This is a genomic window from Levilactobacillus zymae DSM 19395, assembly GCF_001434115.1.
In the GTDB taxonomy this organism is placed as follows: Bacteria; Bacillota; Bacilli; order Lactobacillales; family Lactobacillaceae; genus Levilactobacillus; species Levilactobacillus zymae.
The window spans coordinates 95,814-115,858 of sequence record NZ_AZDW01000032.1 but is presented as its reverse complement, the minus strand read 5'-3'; the positions used below and the strand labels follow the sequence as shown (position 1 = coordinate 115,858).

The following is a 20,045-nucleotide window of genomic DNA, read 5'->3' as shown; positions in this document are numbered from 1 at the left end:
ACAAAAGAAACCGCACTGACTCGGCTGGAGTCGGTGCGGTTTTTAGCTCAATTAACGTTATCGTGTCACCAATTCTCGGTAATCGCGCGCCCAGGCCAAGCCCATGGCGCCGTCGCCCACGTGGACCCCGAAGCTGGGGCCGATCAGCGCCGCGTCAAACGTGACTTGTGGGAACCGGTCGTGGGCCGCCATTAACCACTGTTCCGTCGTTTCCGGCTGGTCGGCATTGAGAATCGTGGCCTTGAGGGCGGTACTTTGATTCAAATCGGGGGCCATGAGATCCAAAAGGTCCCCCAGCGCACTCTTCAACCGGAGGGTACTTCCGGCAAACCGAATCTTGCCAGAATCCTCAAAGACCAGTAACGGCTTACCCGCTAGTAACGGCGCATTGCCCGGGCCGTGTCCCGGATTGATTTCTCCCGTATGTAACAACGGCTTGATGGAATCGACCACGAACCCGGTATGGGCCGTCGCCCGTAGCGTAGCCAACCGGTCCAAAATCGTGGCGACCGGCACCCGTTGTTCGACCAAAGCCGCCGCTAAGCGCACCTGGTCGCCCATCCCCGTCAGGATAGCCCGTGAATCCCAGGGCCAGACCTTGACGCTCTTGATGTTTTCGACGTAGGCCCCTAGCGTGGTCATGAACCCGGATAGCCCACTGGTGGGGCCAATGACGATCACGTCCGTCACGCCCTGATGGGCCAATTGGTCGCAGGTCGCATGGACCGTTTGCATCGAAATCTGCGGCGCGGTCGGCACCATTTTGCGCGGCTTACTTAAGCGCAATAACCGGTAATAGTCGGCCGGACTTAAATCTTGATATTCGTGATACTGGCGGTTGCCAAACATAATGGGCGCCGCTAACAGGGTAATCCCCCTGATTGCGGCCTCCTGGGGCGTAATCCCCGCCGACGTATCCGTCACAATTGCAATCTTCACGACGGCATCTCCCTTGCTTTCGGTGGTCTCGCGGCAAGCACGCACCGCGAGTCAGTCTCAAAGTTAGTTATGGTTTAGTATACCATGCCCCCGCTTGAGCACCAGCCGTTTTTCACCGTGAGCCCGGCGAAAATTGATTGCGAGAAAACCGCTAAAAGGGAGTTGACGTGTGCGGGGCAATGCCGTACACTAAATTTATTCAGAATACGGAAAGAAGGAAAGTTACATGCAAATGTCTACTCAGAACTTAAATGGACGTTGGCAAAGCCGGTAATCAAGTCGTCATCACTGTAGATGCGACTTGAGCTCACAGAGTGCTCTTCGCATCTGCGCCGGCTAACTTTCTGATGGAAAGGGTCTGCACGGATGAGTTATCCGCCAGCGGCCCACTAGTTTTTGGGGTACCCGCTGCGGCTGGGTGCCCTTTTTTAGTCGGAAAAAGCCAACTTTCATAAAGCGAGGTTGAGAAGGATGAAACGGTTATACGGATTAATTGCCATTATATTGATTTTCCTGGGATTTGCCTTCGTTAAGGAAAACCGCCAGCAAAACGCCCAAAAGACGGGCACGCCGACCGTGGGGATCTTACAGCTCCTCTCCCACCCGGCACTCGATGCCATTCACAAGGGCATCATTCACGGGTTAGCCGAGGAAGGCTACCACGTCAACAAGAACATCAAGATTGATTTTCAAAACGCGCAAAACGATCAGAGCAACCTAAAGACCATGAGCGCGCGGTTCGTCAACGAACACGCAAACGTCATGATTGGGATTGCCACGCCGGCCGCCCAAGCGTTAGCCAACGCCTCGAGCACCACGCCGGTGGTCTTAGGGGCCATCACCGACCCCAAGGGTGCCGACCTGGTCAAGAGTAACACCCGGCCGGGCACCAACGTCACCGGGGTCTCCGATCAAGCGCCTCTGAAGGCCCAATTGAAATTGATCCAAAAGATCATGCCGAATATGAAGACGCTGGGCATCATCTACACCTCATCCGACGATTCGGCCACGGCCCAGTACCACCAATTCGCGGCCATTTGTAAGCAGGCCAACGTCAAGCTGAAGGCCTACTCCATCGCCAACACCAACGACCTGAACCAGGTCGCCCAGCAGATGGTCTCCCAAGTCGACGCGGTCTACGTGCCGACCGACAACACCGTGGCCAGTGCCATGCAAACGTTGGTCGCCACGGCTAACGCCAAGAAAGTGCCCGTGTTCCCTGCCGTCGACACCATGGTCAAGGCCGGGGGGCTCGCCACGCTTAGTATCAACCAGTACAAGCTGGGGGTAGAAACCGGAAAGATGACCGCCGCCATCCTGCGGGGCAAGAACCCGGCCACCACGCCGATTCACTTTGAACGCCGCGGGGAAATGACCATCAATTTAGCCGCCGCTAAGAAACTGGGGATCACGCTCCCCAGTGACGTCGTCAAGGAAGCCCAACAACACGGGGAGGTCTTTAAATGAGTTTAATGGTATCTGCAATCGGACAAGGCCTGCTGTGGGCCGTCCTCGGGGTGGGCTTGTTCCTCACCTTTAGAATTCTCGATTTTGCCGACATGACGGTCGAAGGCACCTTCCCGTTAGGCGCGGCCACCTGTGTCGCCGCCATTAGTAACGGCATGTCGCCGATCGTTGCGACGTTATTAGCCTTTATCGTGGGGAGCCTGGCCGGCTTGATCACCGGACTACTCTACACCAAGGGCCACATTCCCATCCTGTTAGCCGGGATCTTAGTCATGACCGCCTGCTACTCCGTTAACCTGCGGATCATGGGCCGGGCCAACGTCTCCCTGTTAGGGAAAGCCACGCTCTTTAAGAACCACTTTCTGGAAGGCCTACCGCAATACTTCGACAGCGTCTTTCTGGGCACGCTGGTGATGGTCGTGGTCACGGGCATCGTGATCTACTTCCTTCAAACCCAGCTGGGCCAAGGGTTCATCGCGACCGGGGATAACCAGACCATGGCCCGTTCTTTGGGTATCAACACCGACAACATGAAGATCATGGGACTGATGGTCTCCAACGGGCTGATTGCCTTCGGCGGTGCCCTGGTTGCCCAAAACAACGGCTACGCCGACGTCAACATGGGGATTGGGATCATCGTCATCGCCCTGGCCTCCATCATCATCGGGGAAGTCGCGTTTGGGGACCTGACCCTCAATCAACGGTTAGTCGCCGTGACCTTGGGGAGTATCCTCTACCGGTTCGTCCTACTGATCGTGCTGAAGCTCGGGTTCAACGCCAACGACTTGAACCTGTTATCCGCCATCGTCCTGGCGCTGTGCATGATGCTGCCGGTCTTCAAGCAGGCCTTCAACTTCAAGCACATCTTGAAACGGGGGTTAGATACTAATGACTAAACCATTATTACAACTCAAGGACGTGGTGCTCAAGGTCAACCGCCACACGCCCGAAGAAATCAAAATCTTAGACCACCTCAACCTGACCATCAACGCCGGCGACTTCATCACGGTATTGGGCTCGAACGGGGCCGGGAAATCTACCCTGTTCAACGCCATCGGGGGCGACCTAACGATCGATAGCGGTCAGATCCTGCTGAACGGCCGCGACATCGCCCACGATTCCGTAGAAAAACGGACCCGTTTTCTCAGCCGGGTCTTCCAGGACCCCAAGTTGGGGACCGCCCCACGGATGACCGTGGCCGAGAACCTCTTGCTGGCCGAACGGCGCGGGCAACGCCGCGGCCTCATGCCGCGACGGCTCAACAAACAACTGGCCCACTTTAAGGAGATCACGGCCACCATGCACAACGGCTTGGACCAACGCCTAACCACCGCTACGGGGAACCTGTCCGGGGGCCAACGTCAGGCCCTGAGCTTTTTGATGGCGACCTTAAAGCGGCCGGAACTGTTGTTACTAGACGAACACACCGCCGCGTTGGACCCGCAAACTAGTCAGGACCTAATGCACCTGACCAACGAACGGGTACAGGACCAAAACCTGACCTGTCTGATGATCACCCACCACCTCGAAGATGCCCTGACTTACGGCAACCGGCTGATTGTCCTCCACCACGGCCAAATCACCTTTGACGTGGCGGGAGCCGAAAAGGCCGCGCTGACCACCGAGAAACTCTACAGTTTCTTTGCGGAAATCGAATAGGAATGACGCATCATCTACAAATAAAGGGACGCCCCACGAAATTCGGGGCGTCCCTTTATTTAGCTAGGGCCTGTCTTAAAACTCAATCACTGATTTAACTGATCACCCATTACCCTTGCCGAAAAGAACCCAGTTTAATTATTGTTATAACTTATGTGAGCTGGAGGGCCAGTCAGAAATGGGCTCAGGAGTGAAATTTGTGTTGGCCGGTGTGCTTTGCCGGCCTAGACAAAGGTCGGTCTTCAAGACCTGATTTTCGGGCTTGAAGCCGTACCCACTCCGTTCCAGCCCGTTTCTGACTGGCCTGGAAGCGCTGAATACTTCAAATTAGTCTTTTTAGACAGATTAGTTAAGTTACCCGTTACTTGTCTTCATAAATCTTAATCAAGCCCTGCGTCCCGTCATCGCCCAGACCGCAGTCGTCGACCATGGTCTCGTAGAGCTGTTTGGCCTGCTGGGTCGCCGGTAGGTCTAAGTGCATCCGGTCAGCTTCCCGTAAGGCAATCCGCAAATCCTTGAGAAAATGCTTGGCAAAGAAGCCTGGCGTGTAATCGTTCTTTAAGATGCGTGGGACGTAGTTTTCCATGCTCCAGTTATCGGCCCCACCACTACTTAACGTGGCTAAGACCTGGGGTAGGTCCAGACCGGCCGCCTTCGCGTAAACCAACATCTCAGTCAGGCCGGTCATGGTCCCCGCAATCATAATTTGGTTAGCCATCTTGGTGTGTTGGCCCTTTCCGGCGGTCCCGAAGTAATTCACGCGTTGACCAATCTGGTCAAAGAGCGGCTTCATGGCCTGGTAGGCCTCCTGATCACCCCCGACCATGACGGTCAGCGTGGCGTTTTTCGCCCCCACGTCACCCCCGGAAACTGGGGCATCGAGGGCCTTTAACTTCAATTCATGGGCCGTCTTAGTCAACTCCACGGCTAACGCCGGTGTACTGGTGGTCATGTCGATCACCGTACTGCCCGGCCGGGCGCCAGCAAAGATGCCGTCCGTGCGGGAATAGACGTCCTGCACATCCTGTGGAAACCCAACCATGGTAATGATCACCGTGGACTGAGCCGCCACGGCCTGCGGTGAGTCCGCCCAGGTCGCCCCCGCCGTAAGGACGGTCTGCGCGTGAGCCTTGGTTCGATTGTAAACCACGACCTGGTGCCCCGCCTTCAACAGATTCTGAATGATGCCGGTACCCATCACGCCGGTACCGATAAAACCAATTTGCATGTCACTAACCCCCTTGGTTGTGATTAGCCCTATCGTACCACGAAACTTCCATTAGAGGGTCAGTAACGCGAGTCGCTGGGTCATTGCGCCCGACCACCGTGACGCCCCCGCACAAAAGGGTGCCCCGCGCGAAGCACGACACACCCTTAGGGATTAATCTTTTTTAGGTTCGGAAGGTTTCTGAGCCCTCCGCCGTTGCCGAATCACGTGAATCAAGAGCGTCACAATGATGGCTCCCACCACGATCAGGCCAAACACCACGGCCGGAATCTCGATATCGATGGCCGGAATCGACAGGAACAGCTTCACCGCGATGATGCCGATCAAAATGTAGGCCATCGGTTCCAGTTCGGGAATCCGTTGCATCAACTTCATGATGATCTCGGCGACCCCCCGCATGGCCAGGATTCCGATCATCCCCCCAATCAAGACGATGACCGGGTTGCTCGAAATGGCCAACGAAGCCAGGACCGAGTCCACGGAGAACACGATGTCCATTAATTCGATCTGAATCACGACGGACCAGAACAGCGAAAACACCCGGTGTTTCTTGTCTGTGACCAATTTACGCGTATGTTTCACACGGGTCCGGGTAAAGAATTGAAAGACCAGATAAGCCAGATACAGTGACCCTAAGACCTTGATCTCCCAGAAATGAATCAAATAGGTCCCCAACCCAATGATAATGAACCGAAAAATATAGGCTCCCCAAATTCCGTAAAACAGCGATTTCTCGCGCAATTCCTGCGTCGGTAACGATTGCGTTTGGGCGGCCAAAACCACCGCGTTATCGACGGACAACAGACACTCGATCAGAACTAATGAAAAAATAATCAGCCAATCGTTTCCCGTTGTAATCACAGTTGCCCAGTTCTGCGGGTCAAAAAATGGCCCGTATAACTGACTTAAAAAATGTAACACCGCATGCTTCAGCTCCTTTTTTGTTGGGGCCATTTTACCATACCGACGGGCTCCCTGGCGACTAACCCGCCAAATTTTTTAACCGCTCGCGCGCTCGTTGGTTAAGTAACCTGTGTCCTTCATAATTTAAAACGTTGAAAATGTTACCGAAACGCCATCGTCTTGTTATTAATTCGCAACTAAAGCGCGTTACCATGAACGTATACTACCAATCAAAGGGGAATGGATGGTTATTGTGAAAAAACTCATGTTAATCGCCGCTTCCGCAATCTTTGCGGGCGGCCTACTGCCCGTGGGTGGGGCCCACGCCAGTAGCTATTTGACAATTACGAACACCCAGAACACGGACTACAACGCCCGGTTCGTGGGGCAACCCAAGCGTAACGATGGGATTTATTATTACGGTCCCTACAAGACGCGCCGGTCGGCCACGACGCGCGACGCCAGCGGGAAGAACTGGCAACATCGGTTCGTGCGGGTCAGCCAGACGGCCAAGTTATCTAACGGCGTTACGTTCGCCAAGTTTTCCTGGTACGGCAAGACCATCGGCTGGGTCGACCAGCGGGCCTTACAGAAGTTCAGCCGGACCAGCAACGCGCAGGCTTTGCTGACCAACGCCCACTTTAAGGGCCGGGCCATTTTATTTAACAATTACTCGACTAACGCCAGTCACGTCAGCGTGGGGTACGCCGATGCGTCTAGCCAGACGGCCAATGCCGCCAACACCCTTTACCCCATCGCGTCACTGCAGAAGGTGATGACGGGGGCCATCATCGAACAGCTGACCAGTAGCAACAAGCTGTCGATGACCGATAAGCTGAGCAAATTCTATCCTAGCGTCAAGTACAGCCAGAACATCACGATTCGACAGTTGCTCGACCACCGTTCCGGAATCAACATGGCCGAAAGTACGCCGGGGTCTTTGCTCACCACGCAAGCGGCTCAAATCAACTACACCTTGCAACAATTGAATTCAACCGGGAAGTCCAGCTTTAACTACACTAACGCCAACTACGCCCTGCTTGCCGCCATCGCCTCGAAGGTGACCGGCCAGAGTTATGAAGACTTGGTGCAAAGCCGAATCATCAAGCCATTAGGTCTCCAAAACACCTACGCTTGGGACCAATTACCGACCTCGCAACTCGCCGCTAGCGGTTATCGTTACGCCAACGGTCAAGATTACCAGAGCGCTAACGTCTCGCAAGACCTGATGTCGTCGCTATTGGGCGCCGGTAACTATTACTCCACGCCGGAAGATTACGCGACCTTCCAACGCGGCCTGCGTAACGGTAAGGTCCTGACCAAGAGCCAGTACAACGACCTGGCCAACAACCAGAAGTACACCTACGATGGCGGCATGTACCACTATAGCGGTGGCATGAAACGCATCCGGGGTTCCCTGACCGGTGCCGGTTACGATACCGTATTGTACGGGACCGAGGGAAACAAGTACGGCGCGATTCTCTTCGCCAACCAAAGTCCTACCAAATCAATTAATTCCTTGGCACAGACGTTATACAGTCTCGCCGAAAACTATAACGAAAATTAGCGTTAAAAAGGAGACAGTCCTCGCTGATCTGAGCGAAGGCTGCCTCCTTTTTTTAAATTAAGTGTCGTACTGGTTCAAATTATACGTGGCGATGACGTTGGTCAACTTCTTGGCATAATCCGGATCCGTCGCGTAGCCGTTGGTTTGTAACAACTTAGCGGCCGTTTGATAATCCGTCACGGTTCCCTTAAAATAGTTTTGTTTTAACAGCGCGTCGTGATCCAAAATGGCATCCGTCAGGTTCGGGTAGTTCCGAAAAGCGGCCTTGACCTTCACGCGCTTATTATTTACGTATTCGGTGGTCCAAAATTCCTTACTACTGCCCTGATAGGCCCCCTTGACCCCAAACGGGTTGTTGGCCTGCAAGAACAGTTGGGAGGTCCCCCAGCTAGACTCCAAGATGGCCTGCGCAATCACGATACTCGGCAGGACCTGACCATTTTGCTGGTAGACCCGGACCGCCGGCGCCGCCATCTTCTTGATAAATTGCTGCTGAGCGGCGGTCTCATTCGACGACGAACTACTCGTGGTTTGGGTGACAAATCCCGATTCAATTTCTGTCTTTAATTTACTGCGCACCAGTAAGCCACCCCCTACGACCAGCAGGACCATGACAAAGATCCAGGTCGCAAAGGCGGGATGGCTATTTCGCTGATGACTTCTTCGACGTCGTTTTGGCACCCGCGTCCCCCCAATTTCCGTTATAATTGGTCCTATTATAACCACCTTTACCGTCCGGGGAAACGACTTTGCCGCAGGCCACAACAAAACTTAATCTTTTTTCCGAAAGGAGGCTTCCCCCGTGCTACTGAGTTTAATCTTTTTTCTCCTGTGTTTGACCGCCCTCATGACCTTCTGGCAACCCCACGGCCTGTTTAGCGCCGTCATTACCAGTTTAAGTGGCGGCCTAATTATCTTGATTGCTAGTTTTTCCCAGCACGCCTGGGCCCACGGCTTGGCCATCATTGGTTGGGCGGTCGTGGCCCTGATTGCGGTCAGCGGGTTGGGCACGTTGGCTCTGATTCTCCTGGTCCCACACCGCGTCTTGCGTAAACGCGAACGCCTCACTTGGGGCTTACGGCTCGGTATCGGCAGCTGGATGATCCTGGGGGGCGGCTGGACCTGGGCCGTTTTGACCGGCCATTTCAGCGATACCCTGTGGCCCTGGCTAACGTTTATTCCCGTCTTTAGCCTCTACCTGGGCGTTCTCTACGCCGCCAGCCTAGTGGGCTATTGCCGGGCCAGCCTTCACCGGGCCCGGCACGCCGATACGCTGGTCGTTTTGGGCGCCGGACTGGTCAACGGGGATCAGGTCGGCCGCATCCTGGGCGCGCGGCTCGACACCGCCTTGGCCCTCGCCAAACGGCAGTCGTCTCCGGTCACCTTGCTGGTCACGGGCGGCCAGGGACCGGACGAGACCGTCAGCGAAGCGGCCGCCATGGCAGCCTACCTGCAGACTCACGGCTTTCCCGCCGATAAAATCGTTCAAGAAACGGCGGCGACCAACACCCTGACCAACCTGTTCAACAGCCAGCGTCTCTGGGTCAAATTACCCCAACAGGGCGGCCGGGTGGTCCTGATCACCAGTAGCTACCACCTCTTTCGGACGCAGATTCTGGCGCACCACCTGGGGATCCGGTGTCCCGGGGTGCCCGCCCCGACGCGGTGGGCCTACCTGCCCATGGCCTGGGCCCGCGAATTTCTCGCCATCCTCATGCTCCACCCCCGTTTACACCGGGGCGTTCTGGTCACGTTGGTGGTCATCAACGGACTCTGGTTATTGATTTAAAAACCGTCAAGTTAGCAAGTCTTCCGGGTCAGCTTACCCGACTAAATTCAAAATCGGCAACTATTCCCGCGTCAGGAATAATTGCCGATTTTAGGTTGCGGTTAGTTCAAATCTGTCACAGTGAATTCATTTTTTATCGGGTAAAATTTTGGCGTCGTCCAGGACAACATTTCCCGGGTTAACCGTAACCGTACCACGTCTAACCGGTTGTAAGGTTGAAAATAATAGGTCAACGATTCGCTACAGGTCGCCGCACGATAAACCGAGTACGTCGGGCGGTAGTGGTGACTCTTGGGGACCGTGACGCTGTCCAACAGGTGCCAAGCACTAATGACGCCGGCGGCTTCGTCGGCGGGCAGGTCGGCACGTTCCTTGTAATAGGCGGCGCGCACGAATCGGCCCCCCGGCGTGTAGGAGCCACTGGGCACCGGTTTACCCGAGAACCGGCCGGTCGTCACCCGCGGCGTGTTCACCGGGACCGTCCCGGCAACAAAGTCATCGGTGTAGTTGACGTACTGCCCCAAGCGCTCCAGTTGTAACTCGAAGTCTTTACTGTTGGTGACCACGCCCAGCGGATTTTCCCGGATGCGCATGGGAAAGTGGGTGGGTTCGATCACCACGGTCCGGCCCGTTCGGTCGACCACCGCAAAATGAAGCTCACTGTCGCCGATGGCGTTGGCCGCGAGTCGCCCACTCATCAGTTGAATTTCGGGCAAGTGGGCTTCAATTTCGGCGATCGAGCCGTAGCAACTTAATAAGTAGAACGAAAATTCAAACGGCGCCAAATGGACGTGGTCCGGGGTCGGCGTGTCCACCAACCGTGACCCGTTCGCGAAGGTCAATTTCTGGACGCTGAGCCCGCGCTCGTTGACGCCATCGGACACGTCGATCTCGTGGTCGTGGGGACCACCCCCGCCGATCAACGCGTACTTGGTGACGTGGGGCTGGTTGTCAAAGAGGCTTTGCCACCGATAGCCGCGGGGCACGAAGAGCGGCATACTGCGCATCACGTGCCAATCCATGGTCCGGGCTAAAATATGGCTCCCGTCCTTAGCAATCTGCAAAATACTGGTACACATAGTCCGCCTCCTCTAGTCCGCGGCCTGAGCATCATTCAGAAATCGTTGGAACTGCTGGTCGATGGCCCGTTGCCGGGCCGTGTCCCCGGATAGTCCCGCTCCCGCCACACTGGCCGTGATTTGTAAGTAAGCAAACAAAACCTGACTGGGGTCCAGGCCCGTTTGTTGCGCCAGCTGGGTCGCAAAGTCGAACCGGTCGGCCCCCATCAGTGCCGCAAAGGGACTGGTGTAAGCATGATGGCGTTTGGCCATAAAATCATCTACTTTCTTTTAGTTCGTAAGTACTCCTACTTTACCGGCTTTTAGCGGGAAGTCAATCAAATGACTTCCTTAACTTTTTCTAAATCAAAACCTATCCCTTTCGGATGGGGCTAGATATGGTAGAATTAAGCATGAATTGCACCCTGCTTGCACGGCGGGAAACTAATTACTCAGAGAGGACTCAGATTACATATGCAAGAACGGATTAGAAAGCTTCATCATAACCGAATTTTTGCACTCGTATTCTGGTTAGTTGTGGTCTTTGCGGCCATTGTGACCTTACCAAATGTCAACACGATCATCCAATACGATGGTCAACCACAATTGGCGAATACGAGTCAACCCGTTAAGGCCAGTCAAGTACGGAACCATTGGGGGCGTAACCTTGACGGCACCTACACGGTCAATGCGGTCTTTAACAACCCCGCGGGGAAACTGACCAATAAACAGTTAGCCGCGATCAACAAGACCACGTCGGCATTACAGAAAAAGTCGACTTACTACGGGATTCAAAAGATCACGACCATGACCAATACCCCGACGAGTCGACCACAGTTATTGTCCAAGGACCAATCCACGGAAATCGTGCAACTGTCCGTTAGTCATAACCAGGAACCCGTTCGCGACATTGCCAAGCAGTTGAAAAACGAGATTGGCACGGCGGGCTTAGAAACCTACGTGACTAGTCCCGAAATCGTCAGCGACGCGGCCAACGAACACATTGCCTCGTTTACGCTGATCGTCATTTTGATGACCTTACTAATTGCCTTAGTTGCGATGGGGATTTTATTCGCGTCAATTATTGCGCCAATCATCACTTTCTTGGCCATTCTCATTAGCTATATTTCCACCCTTAGTCTCGCAACGAACCTAGCCTATCACTGGAACTTCGCGTACTCCGAATACACGCCGATCTTCCTGCTATTGGGGATCAGCCTGTTTACCCTGCTGACCAGCTTCTGGTTCTTTAGGGACCTGCGTAACCTGGTCGACGAGGGGACGGACAGCCAGGCCGCGACCACTCAAGTCATTCACAACCTGGGCTACCGGATTTTGATCAGTACCCTGAGCTTGACGTTGGCCTTCGGTAGCCTGATGCTCTTCAAGTTTTCCAGCATTCGGGCCCTTGGCATTCTCGGCGTTGGTTTTGCCATCACCGGGGTGGCCAGCGTCACCCTGATTCCGGTCTTTGCTGGAATGCTCGGGAACAGCCTCTTCTGGCCGAAAAAGACGCGGCCCCAATTGGCCGACCACAAGCTGTGGCGGCAACTGGCCCGCTTCGGTCTCTGGCAACCTTGGATTGCGGTCATCGTGGTCCTCTACTTTGCCGGGGTCGGTCTGTTTGGTGGCACGCAAGCCCACCTGAATTACAACAACGCACAAGATATTCCGAATAACCAAGCCGTGCAAGGGGCACGCGTCCTCAGTGCCCACTTTGGTCAAGGAAAAGCCACGCCAGTCACGCTGTACCTGCAGAACAAGCAGCGCCTGGATAATCAAGATCAACTTTACCAGCTCGATAATTTAACCAAGAAATTACGGGCTCAACCCGGTGTTGCGGCGGTCACGTCCGTCACCCAACCCGGCGGTCAACCCGTGACCCAGTACTACGTCTCCCGGCAATTAAACGGGGTCACCACTAGTTTATCCGGGGCCATGGGTCAACTCCAGTCCATCCGCAACGCCATCAAGGCCGACCAAAACGGCTTGAAGCAAAAGGATTTGAAGGCTGAGGTCAAGCGCCTCAACAAGCTGTCCACCAAGACCGACAAGTTAGTCAGTCAAAGTAGTCGGCTCCAGTCGGCCTTGTCATCCGTCCAGAGCAATACCTCGACTAGCAGTAGCTCCTCGAAGGCTGCCCGGCGTTACATTCGTCAACTGAACCGGATCAATACCGAATTGAACACGGCGTCGACCACGCTGACGAACTTAGCCGCAGCCGTTGGGGCTACCAGCAGTGACGTCAGCACCGTTCAATCCAACCTGAGCACCTACCAAGAATCCATCAAGGCGGTCAACTCCAGCTTGGGACAAACGCGTAAGCAGGTTCAGAAGTTAAACAAGTCCATCAACCAGGTTTACACTTACCTGGGCGGCTTGCAAAACTCCGAAGCCGCGAAGTCGCTGTACCTGACGCCTACGCAACTGGCCAGCGGTGATTTCCAACAATCCCTGGTCAACTTCACCGACGCCAAGGTCAAGACCACGTACCTGACCATCACGTTGAAGCGAGAACCGAACGCCAAGACCACGACCAAGACGCTGCAGTCACTTAAGCAAGTGGCCACGAGCCAGTTGCGGGGCACTTCTTTGAAGGATGCCACGTTGACCTTCTCCGGCCAACCGGTCGTCACCTCGACGTTACAGGAACAGTTCCAACACGACTTACCACGCGTCTTGCTGTTAGTCTTCGGTATCACGTTGCTCCTGCTGGTCATCTTCAGCCGGTCGCTGTTACAAACTAGCTACTGGTTCTTAACCTTCCTGGCTTCCGCGGCGGCAAGTTACCAACTGACCCACCTGATCATGCAATGGTTGACCGGGAACAGTCAGTTCAACTGGCAAGTACCGTTACTGGCCTTCGTACCACTGACGGTCCTCGCCGTGGTCGAACTGACCCAGCTAGCGTTGAGCTACCGGTTAAACGAGGCCCCATTACTGGATTGGTTACTTCCGGGCATTCACGAAGTCGGCCAGACCATGCGGCATTCACTGTTCATCGTCATTGCCGGGGTCCTCGGGTTGTTAGCGGCCGAATCTCAGGTCTTAACGGCGGTCACGCTGATTACCATTTTGACGGCGATCATCTTCAACATCACGTTACCGTTAATGGCCTCGTCCTTCGGTAAGCTTTCCGTGATCATCCCCGCGCAAAAGCCTTATCAGTTCCACTGGCCAACGCGCAAAGCTACGGGACGGCCTTCACGGCGTTCTTGGCGGCGACACCACACCGACGCCGATGCCACTGACGATCAGTCAACCGACGATCAAAAATAAATAACGTTTCAATCAACATGCCAAAAGACGGGACCACGCAGAAAAAATGCGTGGTCCCGTCTTTTTATGGCTTCAAGCTACCGGCCATTCCCCAACCTGGCCGCTAACGCTCATCCTATTCTGGTGACGCTTGCGTTAACTTTTGCGCTTCGGCGTTGGGCAGTAACCGGTACGCCACCGCCCCGTCCTCGGGTAACGTGGCCATCAACGTTTGCTGGTCGTCGAAGGGCCCCAAATTGATGGCCATTTGACCATCAATTTCGGCAAAGCCCTGTAATCCCGTTGAAATAAACCGGTGGAGCACCTTGGCACTCGAATTGCGGGCCGCAGCCTTCTGACTCGCCGCGGTCAACGTATACCCGTTATCCAAGAAATATTTGATCATCGAAACCTTTACAAACGTACCAAACGTGTAGACCCGCGCCTGCTCGCCTTCACGTTCCCGGGACTTGATCAGCCCCTTCTTTTCCCAATACCGTAGCTGACGTGGCGACACCCCGGTCATGCTGGCCAACTCCCCAATTCGAAAGACCAACCGGTGTACGTCAAATACGTGTCGCATTTCATCTGTAAATTCTGCCACGTCCATTGCCTCCCTCTGGCTGAACTGTTTTTATCAAGATGTAGTTTACCAAGGTTTGCCCGCCAATCGCAAGTTATCCCCTTAGAAAGTAATGTTTTGTTTAAGACATTTAACGGCATTGCAACTCACTTGTTACAAAATTGTCATATTAGACTGGTAACCTTGAACTTGTAAATTCATGAGGAGTTGTGATGTTAGGATGAAAAAATTAGTTAAAAGTATTGCGACAATCGCATTAGTTGTTTCGGGGGCCGTGACGTTGGCCACCACGACAGCCGCCGCTGATAGTACCGATGCAACAACTGATACCACTACAGAGACAACTGTTCCCGCCGCTAAGAAGAACACGACGTTCAAGGCCGTTTACAAGGTCGCTAAGGCTCACTTAGGGGCCTCATACGTCTACGGTGCCGTTGGCCCCAACGTCTTCGATTGCTCCGGTTTTACCAGCTACATCTACCGCAAGGGTGCTAACGTGACCCTGCCCCGGACCGCCCAAGCGCAATTCAACGCTTACAAGCACGTGAAGTACGCGAACATCAAGAAGGGTGACTTGGTCTTCTTCGGTGGTAGTAAGTACTCCATCTCCCACGTTGGGATGTACATTGGTAAGGGCAAGATGATCGATGCCCAAAACCGTGGTGTGGTTCGCGAAGCCGTTCACGCCCCATGGTGGCACGCGGTAGGTTACGCCCGTGTAACCACGTCCAGCAATAACTAAACCGATGACTTTCTCATGAATAAATAGATCGGTAAAACCTCAAAACGTTGCGCGCTAGCAGATGGCTAGCGGCAACGTTTTTTTGTGACCAAAAACGGGGACCCACCAATTCGGTCGGTCCCCGCTCGTCTGTCCTATATTAAGCGTTAGTGACTTGGTAACGCATGGTTTTGTGCTGGATTCCCGCCTCTTCGAACGGCTCACCGATCGCGACGAACCCTAATTCCTGATAAAAGGCTAACGCGGTCAACTGCGCGTCCAGTTCGATCCGGGCGACGTCCGAGCGCCGTGCGTCGGCAATGATCTGCTTGATCAACGTGCCGGCATAGCCCCGATGCCGCGCGGACGCCACGGTGGCCACCCGCTGGATTTTGACCCGGTTACCGGCCAGCATGTCGATGCGGGCTGTGGTCACGGGTTGGTCGTTCACGTAACCCACGTAATGCATCTTATCTTCGTCGGTCCCGTCGAGTTCGTCGTGGGGGTCAATCCCCTGCTCGTCAATAAACACTTGCCGTCGAATCCCAACGGCGTCCTGATAACAGGGATTCTGCGTCCCCCAAGCCATACGACATTCCATACTGTCAGCTCCGTTTCCTAATCTTTTTGATTGTAACTCAGGACCTGAATATTCTGGTCGGTTAAGTGTAATTTGGTTAAGCTCCCGTTAGCGGGCCGGACACTGAGGTCGTACTTGCCCTGGCCGTAACGTTCCATTAAGCTCAGTAACGTGTTGCCGTGACTAATCAGTAAGACGTTATCGCCGTCGTGCAGCGCGGGATTGTGGCGAATCAGGTCAAATCCCTGGTCCACCCGTTGCCAATACTCCGCGTTATCTTCGGCTTGATGGAACGGGTCGGCGGCCTTCAGGAAGTCCTTAGCCTTTCCAATCGAATACTTGGCTTCGATGGCCTTAAACGTCGGCACCCCGTGTGGCGCCCCGGCAACGTACCAGGCCTGGGCCATATCGGTGCCTTCGTAATAACCGTAGAACTCTTCTCTAAAGAACGGCGCCGTGGTGAGCTTGGGCGCCGACGCGTTAGCCGCGATGATGGTCTGCGCCGTTTGTTCGGCCCGGGTCGTATCACTACAATAGGCCGCCGCAAACTTGACGTCCTTGAGCCGTTGGCCGGCTTGCCGGGCATCGGCCAGTCCCGCCTCGGTCAACGGGGAATTGCTCCAACCCTGCAATTTGTTATAAATGTTGAAATAGGTTTGGCCGTGCCGCACCACGTACAGCGTGATTCCTTTATCCATAACGTCTTCACACCTTTCGTCTGAACTACCTCTAGTGTACCAAATAACCCCGCCAAAGCGGTTACATTTTGGTGGTTGACTTAAAGTTTTCCTAAACTTCCCCCCGGAACTGGGCCGGACCGGGGGTTCTTTGCTAGGATAGGGAAAATGGTTCCCCGTAGTTTGCCAGTTCAGGGGGCAAATTATGGTAGAATAAGGCTACTATTCCGTCAGGATTGTTCGGGCAATTGTCCGGCCCCGGCGCCTAGTCAGATTCCGAGTCCATCTCGGCCCATTATTATCCTGATACGAAGGAGCAATTATCGTGGAACGTTTCAAAAAGATTTGGGCCCGAACCGGAACCCGGATGGGCTTTGTGGCCCTTCTGGTCATCCTGTTTTGGCTAAAGACCCTCGTCGCCTACTTTGTCGACTTCAACTTAAACCTCAGTGATCCCTTTCAATTTATGATCCTCCTGTTGAATCCACTGGCGACGACGCTCCTACTCTTCGGGCTCGCACTGTATTTTAAACGTGCTCGTTTTTTCTATCCCTTTTTATTCTTAATCGACATTCTCAACACGTTACTCCTCTACATCAACGTGATCTACTTCCGAGAATTCACCGATTTCATGACCGTGAGTACCATGCTGGGCTACTCCAAAGTCGATCAAGGCCTGTCCGGCAGTTCGCTGGCCCTCACCTCACCCCACGACGTCCTCTACTGGCTAGATTTGGTCGTGGTCTTAGTCTTAATGGCCACCCGGCGCATCTACATCGACCCGCGGCCCGTCAACAAACGCGTGGGGCTGGCCGTGACCTCCCTGTCCATGTTGCTGTTCGCCGGTAACCTGACGCTCGGCGAAATGGACCGGCCGCAACTCTTAACGCGGACCTTCGATCGGACCTACGTGGTCAAATACCTGGGGCTAGACGCCTTTACCGTCTATGACGGCATCAAGACCCAACACACCAGCGAAGTCCGCTCACACGCCAAGAAATCCGAGTTAGACGGCATTCTAAAGTTCGTGCACCAAAACTACGCCGCCCCGAATAAGAAACTCTACGGGGTCGCCAAGGGCAAGAACGTCATCGTCATTCACCTGGAAAGTTTCCAGCAATTCCTGTTGAACCGTAAAGTGAACGGTCAGGAAGTCACGCCGTTTCTCAATAAACTCTACAACAGTAAATCAACCTACAGTTTCGACAACTTCTTCCACGAGGTCGGCCAAGGGAAAACTTCCGATGCCGAAACCATGTTGGAGACCGGGACTTTTGGGCTGTCGCAAGGCTCACTATTTACGCAACTAGGGAACGACAACACCTTCCAGGCGGCGCCCGCCATCTTTGACCAATCCGGCTACACCACGGCGGTCTTCCACGGTAACGTGGCCAGCTTCTGGAACCGCAGTAACACCTATAAGAACCTGGGTTACCAGTACTTCTTCGATGCCAGTTACTACGACACCTCCGGGGATAAGTCGCTGGGCTACGGGTTAAAGGATAAGTTATTGTTTAACGACTCCGTCAAATACCTGCAACACCTGCAACAACCGTTTTACGTGAAGTATCTGACCGTGACCAACCACTTCCCGTACACCCTAGACAGCGAAGATTCCAGCTTTAAGACGCCTAACACCGGCGATAAGACGGTCGATAACTACTTCAAGACCGCTCACTACCTGGATCAATCCGTCAAGGAATTCTACCACTACCTCAAGAAATCGGGGCTGGCCAAGAATTCGATCATCATGCTTTACGGGGACCACTACGGTATCTCCAATTCGTCGAACAAGGCCTTAGCCAAGGTCTTGGGCGTCAACCCCGACGACTGGGACGATTACGATAACGCCCAACTCCAGCGAGTACCGTTGATGTTCAACATGCCGGGCTACACCCACGGTAAGGTGGAACACCAGTATGGCGGTGAAATCGACGTACTGCCGACCCTGCTTCACCTGATGGGGATCAGTTCCAAGAAGTACTTGCAGTTCGGAACCGACCTGTTCTCCAAGGAGCACAACCAGGTCGTGGCCTTCCGGAACCGGGATTGGGAGAGTCCCGACTACACGTCCGTCGATGGCACCATCTATAGCAATAAGACCGGCGAGGAACTCCACCCGACCGGCAAGCAAAAGGCGGCCATCGAGAAGATGCAAAAACACGTCAACGAAGCCCTGAGCTATTCGGACTCGTTGAACCAAAAGAACCTGCTGCGTTTCTACCACCCGAAGGGCTTTACGGCCGTTGACCCGAACGACTACAACTACGCCGACGGGTTAGAAAAAGCCGAAAAGATCGAAGACAAACTGGGCTTGAAGTCCACCAGTCTCTTCTCGCGCAACGGTGATAAATCCACGCAGAAGTGGTACAGCACCGACGCACCAGAACTGAACCACAAGGAAACCGATTCGAACCGGATCAAGATTACCAACCAAGACGATACCAGCGGTAAGTAATCACGCAAAACACCATCCCAATTCTGGAGAGTTCTCCAGTACCGGGATGGTGTTTTTGGTTCTATAATTAAATTGTATAGGCAGAATGTTTCCGAGATAGTTATTTTAAGATAGTCTCTAAATGACTACCCCGTTAGCCTTCTCGCAACGACGTGCTGTGAACCGGACCGCGCTTGTCTGGGAAATAGTCCGTCATAATCTGGTGGACCGCAATCGGCGCTTCACCGTATCCCGTAGCAATCAACGGTTGCTTCCCGGTGTACGTGGCCCCGTCGCCAATCGCAAAGACGCCGGGAACGCTGGTCGCCATGGTCGAATCCACCGCAATCAACCGGCGGTCCCGCTCAAAGGCTAGGTCCCAGCCCTCGATGACGTGGTAGTCAGACGTGAAACCGTAACTAATCAATAGCCGATCCACGATGACATGTTCTTCCGTATCGGCGCCGACCGTCTTGATGGTCACGTCCACCGCCCCATCGGCCGTAGCGGCCAGTTCGCGAATCAGGTACGGCGTCTTCACCGTCACACTCGACTGGTGCAAAACGTCGACCATGTGCTCTAAGCCACGAAAGGTGTTACGTCGGTGCAGTAGCGTGACCGAGTCGGCCACCGATTCCAGCATCAGGGCCTGGTCGATGGCCGAGTCGCCCCCGCCGGCCACCAGGACCCGTTGACCCCGGAACTGTTCCTTATCCGGCACACTGTAGCTGACCTGACCGCGCGCCACAAACCCATCGACGTTGGGTACGTTGAGCGGTCGCGGCGCAAAGGCCCCGTTACCCACCGCCACGATCACGGTTTTACTGTGAGTGATGCCCTTGGGCGTCGTCACGGTAAACCCGTCGGCGGTCCGTTGCAGGTTAGTGACCGGGGCGCCCGTTTGAATCGTCAGGGGAAATTGGGCCAACTGTTGGCGCTGGGCCGCAATCAGGTCCCGACCCTGAATCGCCGGATACCCGGCCACGTCAAGAATCGTCTTCTCGGGATACAGGGCGTTGACCTGCCCCCCTAAGTCGGCGAGGCTTTCCACCAATTGGGTCTTGGCGTTACGCATCCCCGCATAAAAGGCGGCAAACATCCCCACGGGGCCGCCCCCAATAATTGTGATATCGTACGTTTCAGTCATCTTCATCACTCCATATTTTTAAATTTAAGTTG

Annotated in this window: 18 protein-coding genes; 8 read left to right on the top strand and 10 right to left on the bottom strand. The window is 54.4% G+C overall.

The window, feature by feature from the left end:
- Positions 1 to 57: 57 nt before the first annotated feature.
- Positions 58 to 939: a DegV family protein gene (locus tag FD38_RS07330; protein WP_057732804.1), complete on the bottom strand. Its 882-nt coding sequence runs from the start codon at positions 937 to 939 to the stop codon at positions 58 to 60.
- 471 nt (positions 940 to 1,410) lie between these two features.
- Between FD38_RS07330 and trpX the strand changes: the two genes are divergently transcribed.
- The 3 genes from trpX to FD38_RS07315 are packed head-to-tail and all read left to right on the top strand — an operon-like array spanning position 1,411 to position 4,065.
- Positions 1,411 to 2,406: a tryptophan ABC transporter substrate-binding protein gene (gene trpX / locus FD38_RS07325; RefSeq protein WP_057732801.1), complete on the top strand. Its 996-nt coding sequence runs from the start codon at positions 1,411 to 1,413 to the stop codon at positions 2,404 to 2,406.
- Positions 2,403 to 3,302: an ABC transporter permease gene (locus FD38_RS07320; protein WP_057732799.1), complete on the top strand. Its 900-nt coding sequence runs from the start codon at positions 2,403 to 2,405 to the stop codon at positions 3,300 to 3,302. Before trpX ends, FD38_RS07320 begins: the two co-directional genes overlap by 4 nt.
- The gene (locus FD38_RS07315; protein ID WP_057732797.1) at positions 3,295 to 4,065 is read left to right on the top strand and encodes an ABC transporter ATP-binding protein; all 771 of its coding nucleotides are present in this window, start codon (positions 3,295 to 3,297) and stop codon (positions 4,063 to 4,065) included. The genes FD38_RS07320 and FD38_RS07315 overlap by 8 nt, the downstream gene beginning before the upstream one ends.
- A 361-nt stretch (positions 4,066 to 4,426) precedes the next feature.
- Here FD38_RS07315 and FD38_RS07310 read toward each other — a convergent pair whose 3' ends face one another.
- Positions 4,427 to 5,293 carry an NAD(P)-dependent oxidoreductase gene (locus tag FD38_RS07310; protein ID WP_057732795.1) on the bottom strand — a complete coding sequence of 289 codons (867 nt, stop codon included), beginning with the start codon at positions 5,291 to 5,293 and terminating at the stop codon, positions 4,427 to 4,429.
- Positions 5,294 to 5,446: 153 nt separating this feature from the next.
- Positions 5,447 to 6,214 carry a TerC family protein gene (locus tag FD38_RS07305; protein WP_057732793.1) on the bottom strand — a complete coding sequence of 256 codons (768 nt, stop codon included), beginning with the start codon at positions 6,212 to 6,214 and terminating at the stop codon, positions 5,447 to 5,449.
- Positions 6,215 to 6,449: 235 nt separating this feature from the next.
- Between FD38_RS07305 and FD38_RS07300 the strand changes: the two genes are divergently transcribed.
- The gene (locus tag FD38_RS07300; RefSeq protein ID WP_225430768.1) at positions 6,450 to 7,763 is read left to right on the top strand and encodes a serine hydrolase domain-containing protein; all 1,314 of its coding nucleotides are present in this window, start codon (positions 6,450 to 6,452) and stop codon (positions 7,761 to 7,763) included.
- A 57-nt stretch (positions 7,764 to 7,820) separates the two neighbouring features.
- Here FD38_RS07300 and FD38_RS07295 read toward each other — a convergent pair whose 3' ends face one another.
- Positions 7,821 to 8,444 carry a glycoside hydrolase family 73 protein gene (locus tag FD38_RS07295; protein WP_057732792.1) on the bottom strand — a complete coding sequence of 208 codons (624 nt, stop codon included), beginning with the start codon at positions 8,442 to 8,444 and terminating at the stop codon, positions 7,821 to 7,823.
- A gap of 121 nt (positions 8,445 to 8,565) precedes the next feature.
- On the opposite strand from FD38_RS07295, the gene FD38_RS07290 reads away from it, so the two are divergent.
- Positions 8,566 to 9,552 carry a YdcF family protein gene (locus FD38_RS07290; RefSeq protein WP_057732790.1) on the top strand — a complete coding sequence of 329 codons (987 nt, stop codon included), beginning with the start codon at positions 8,566 to 8,568 and terminating at the stop codon, positions 9,550 to 9,552.
- Positions 9,553 to 9,653: 101 nt separating this feature from the next.
- Here the strand turns inward: FD38_RS07290 and FD38_RS07285 are convergent, their stop codons facing one another.
- Both FD38_RS07285 and FD38_RS07280 read right to left on the bottom strand, forming a co-directional pair.
- The gene (locus FD38_RS07285; RefSeq protein ID WP_057732788.1) at positions 9,654 to 10,631 is read right to left on the bottom strand and encodes a linear amide C-N hydrolase; all 978 of its coding nucleotides are present in this window, start codon (positions 10,629 to 10,631) and stop codon (positions 9,654 to 9,656) included.
- 12 nt (positions 10,632 to 10,643) lie between these two features.
- Complete coding sequence (locus tag FD38_RS07280) at positions 10,644 to 10,883, bottom strand: hypothetical protein (protein WP_057732786.1); 240 nt, start codon at positions 10,881 to 10,883, stop codon at positions 10,644 to 10,646.
- A 201-nt stretch (positions 10,884 to 11,084) separates the two neighbouring features.
- Between FD38_RS07280 and FD38_RS07275 the strand changes: the two genes are divergently transcribed.
- The gene (locus FD38_RS07275) at positions 11,085 to 13,889 is read left to right on the top strand and encodes an MMPL family transporter (RefSeq protein ID WP_057732784.1); all 2,805 of its coding nucleotides are present in this window, start codon (positions 11,085 to 11,087) and stop codon (positions 13,887 to 13,889) included.
- Between the two features lie 115 nt (positions 13,890 to 14,004).
- Here FD38_RS07275 and FD38_RS07270 read toward each other — a convergent pair whose 3' ends face one another.
- Entirely contained in the window at positions 14,005 to 14,478 is a 474-nt protein-coding gene (locus FD38_RS07270) for a MerR family transcriptional regulator (protein ID WP_057732782.1), read from the bottom strand.
- Positions 14,479 to 14,671: 193 nt separating this feature from the next.
- On the opposite strand from FD38_RS07270, the gene FD38_RS07265 reads away from it, so the two are divergent.
- Positions 14,672 to 15,193 (top strand): C40 family peptidase, encoded by a 522-nt coding sequence (locus tag FD38_RS07265; protein ID WP_057732781.1) that lies wholly within the window; start codon positions 14,672 to 14,674, stop codon positions 15,191 to 15,193.
- Between the two features lie 139 nt (positions 15,194 to 15,332).
- On the opposite strand, the gene FD38_RS07260 is transcribed toward FD38_RS07265, so the two are convergent.
- A complete protein-coding gene (locus FD38_RS07260; protein ID WP_057732779.1) occupies positions 15,333 to 15,773 on the bottom strand; it encodes a GNAT family N-acetyltransferase in 441 nt (146 codons plus the stop codon).
- 17 nt (positions 15,774 to 15,790) lie between these two features.
- Positions 15,791 to 16,450: a histidine phosphatase family protein gene (locus tag FD38_RS07255; RefSeq protein WP_057732777.1), complete on the bottom strand. Its 660-nt coding sequence runs from the start codon at positions 16,448 to 16,450 to the stop codon at positions 15,791 to 15,793.
- 346 nt (positions 16,451 to 16,796) lie between these two features.
- Here FD38_RS07255 and FD38_RS07250 point away from each other — a divergent pair, with 346 nt between their 5' ends.
- On the top strand, positions 16,797 to 18,887 hold the full coding sequence (locus FD38_RS07250; RefSeq protein ID WP_057732900.1) for an LTA synthase family protein: 2,091 nt from the start codon (positions 16,797 to 16,799) through the stop codon (positions 18,885 to 18,887).
- 133 nt (positions 18,888 to 19,020) lie between these two features.
- Here the strand turns inward: FD38_RS07250 and FD38_RS07245 are convergent, their stop codons facing one another.
- A complete protein-coding gene (locus FD38_RS07245) occupies positions 19,021 to 20,013 on the bottom strand; it encodes an NAD(P)/FAD-dependent oxidoreductase (protein WP_057732775.1) in 993 nt (330 codons plus the stop codon).
- Positions 20,014 to 20,045 lie beyond the last annotated feature (32 nt).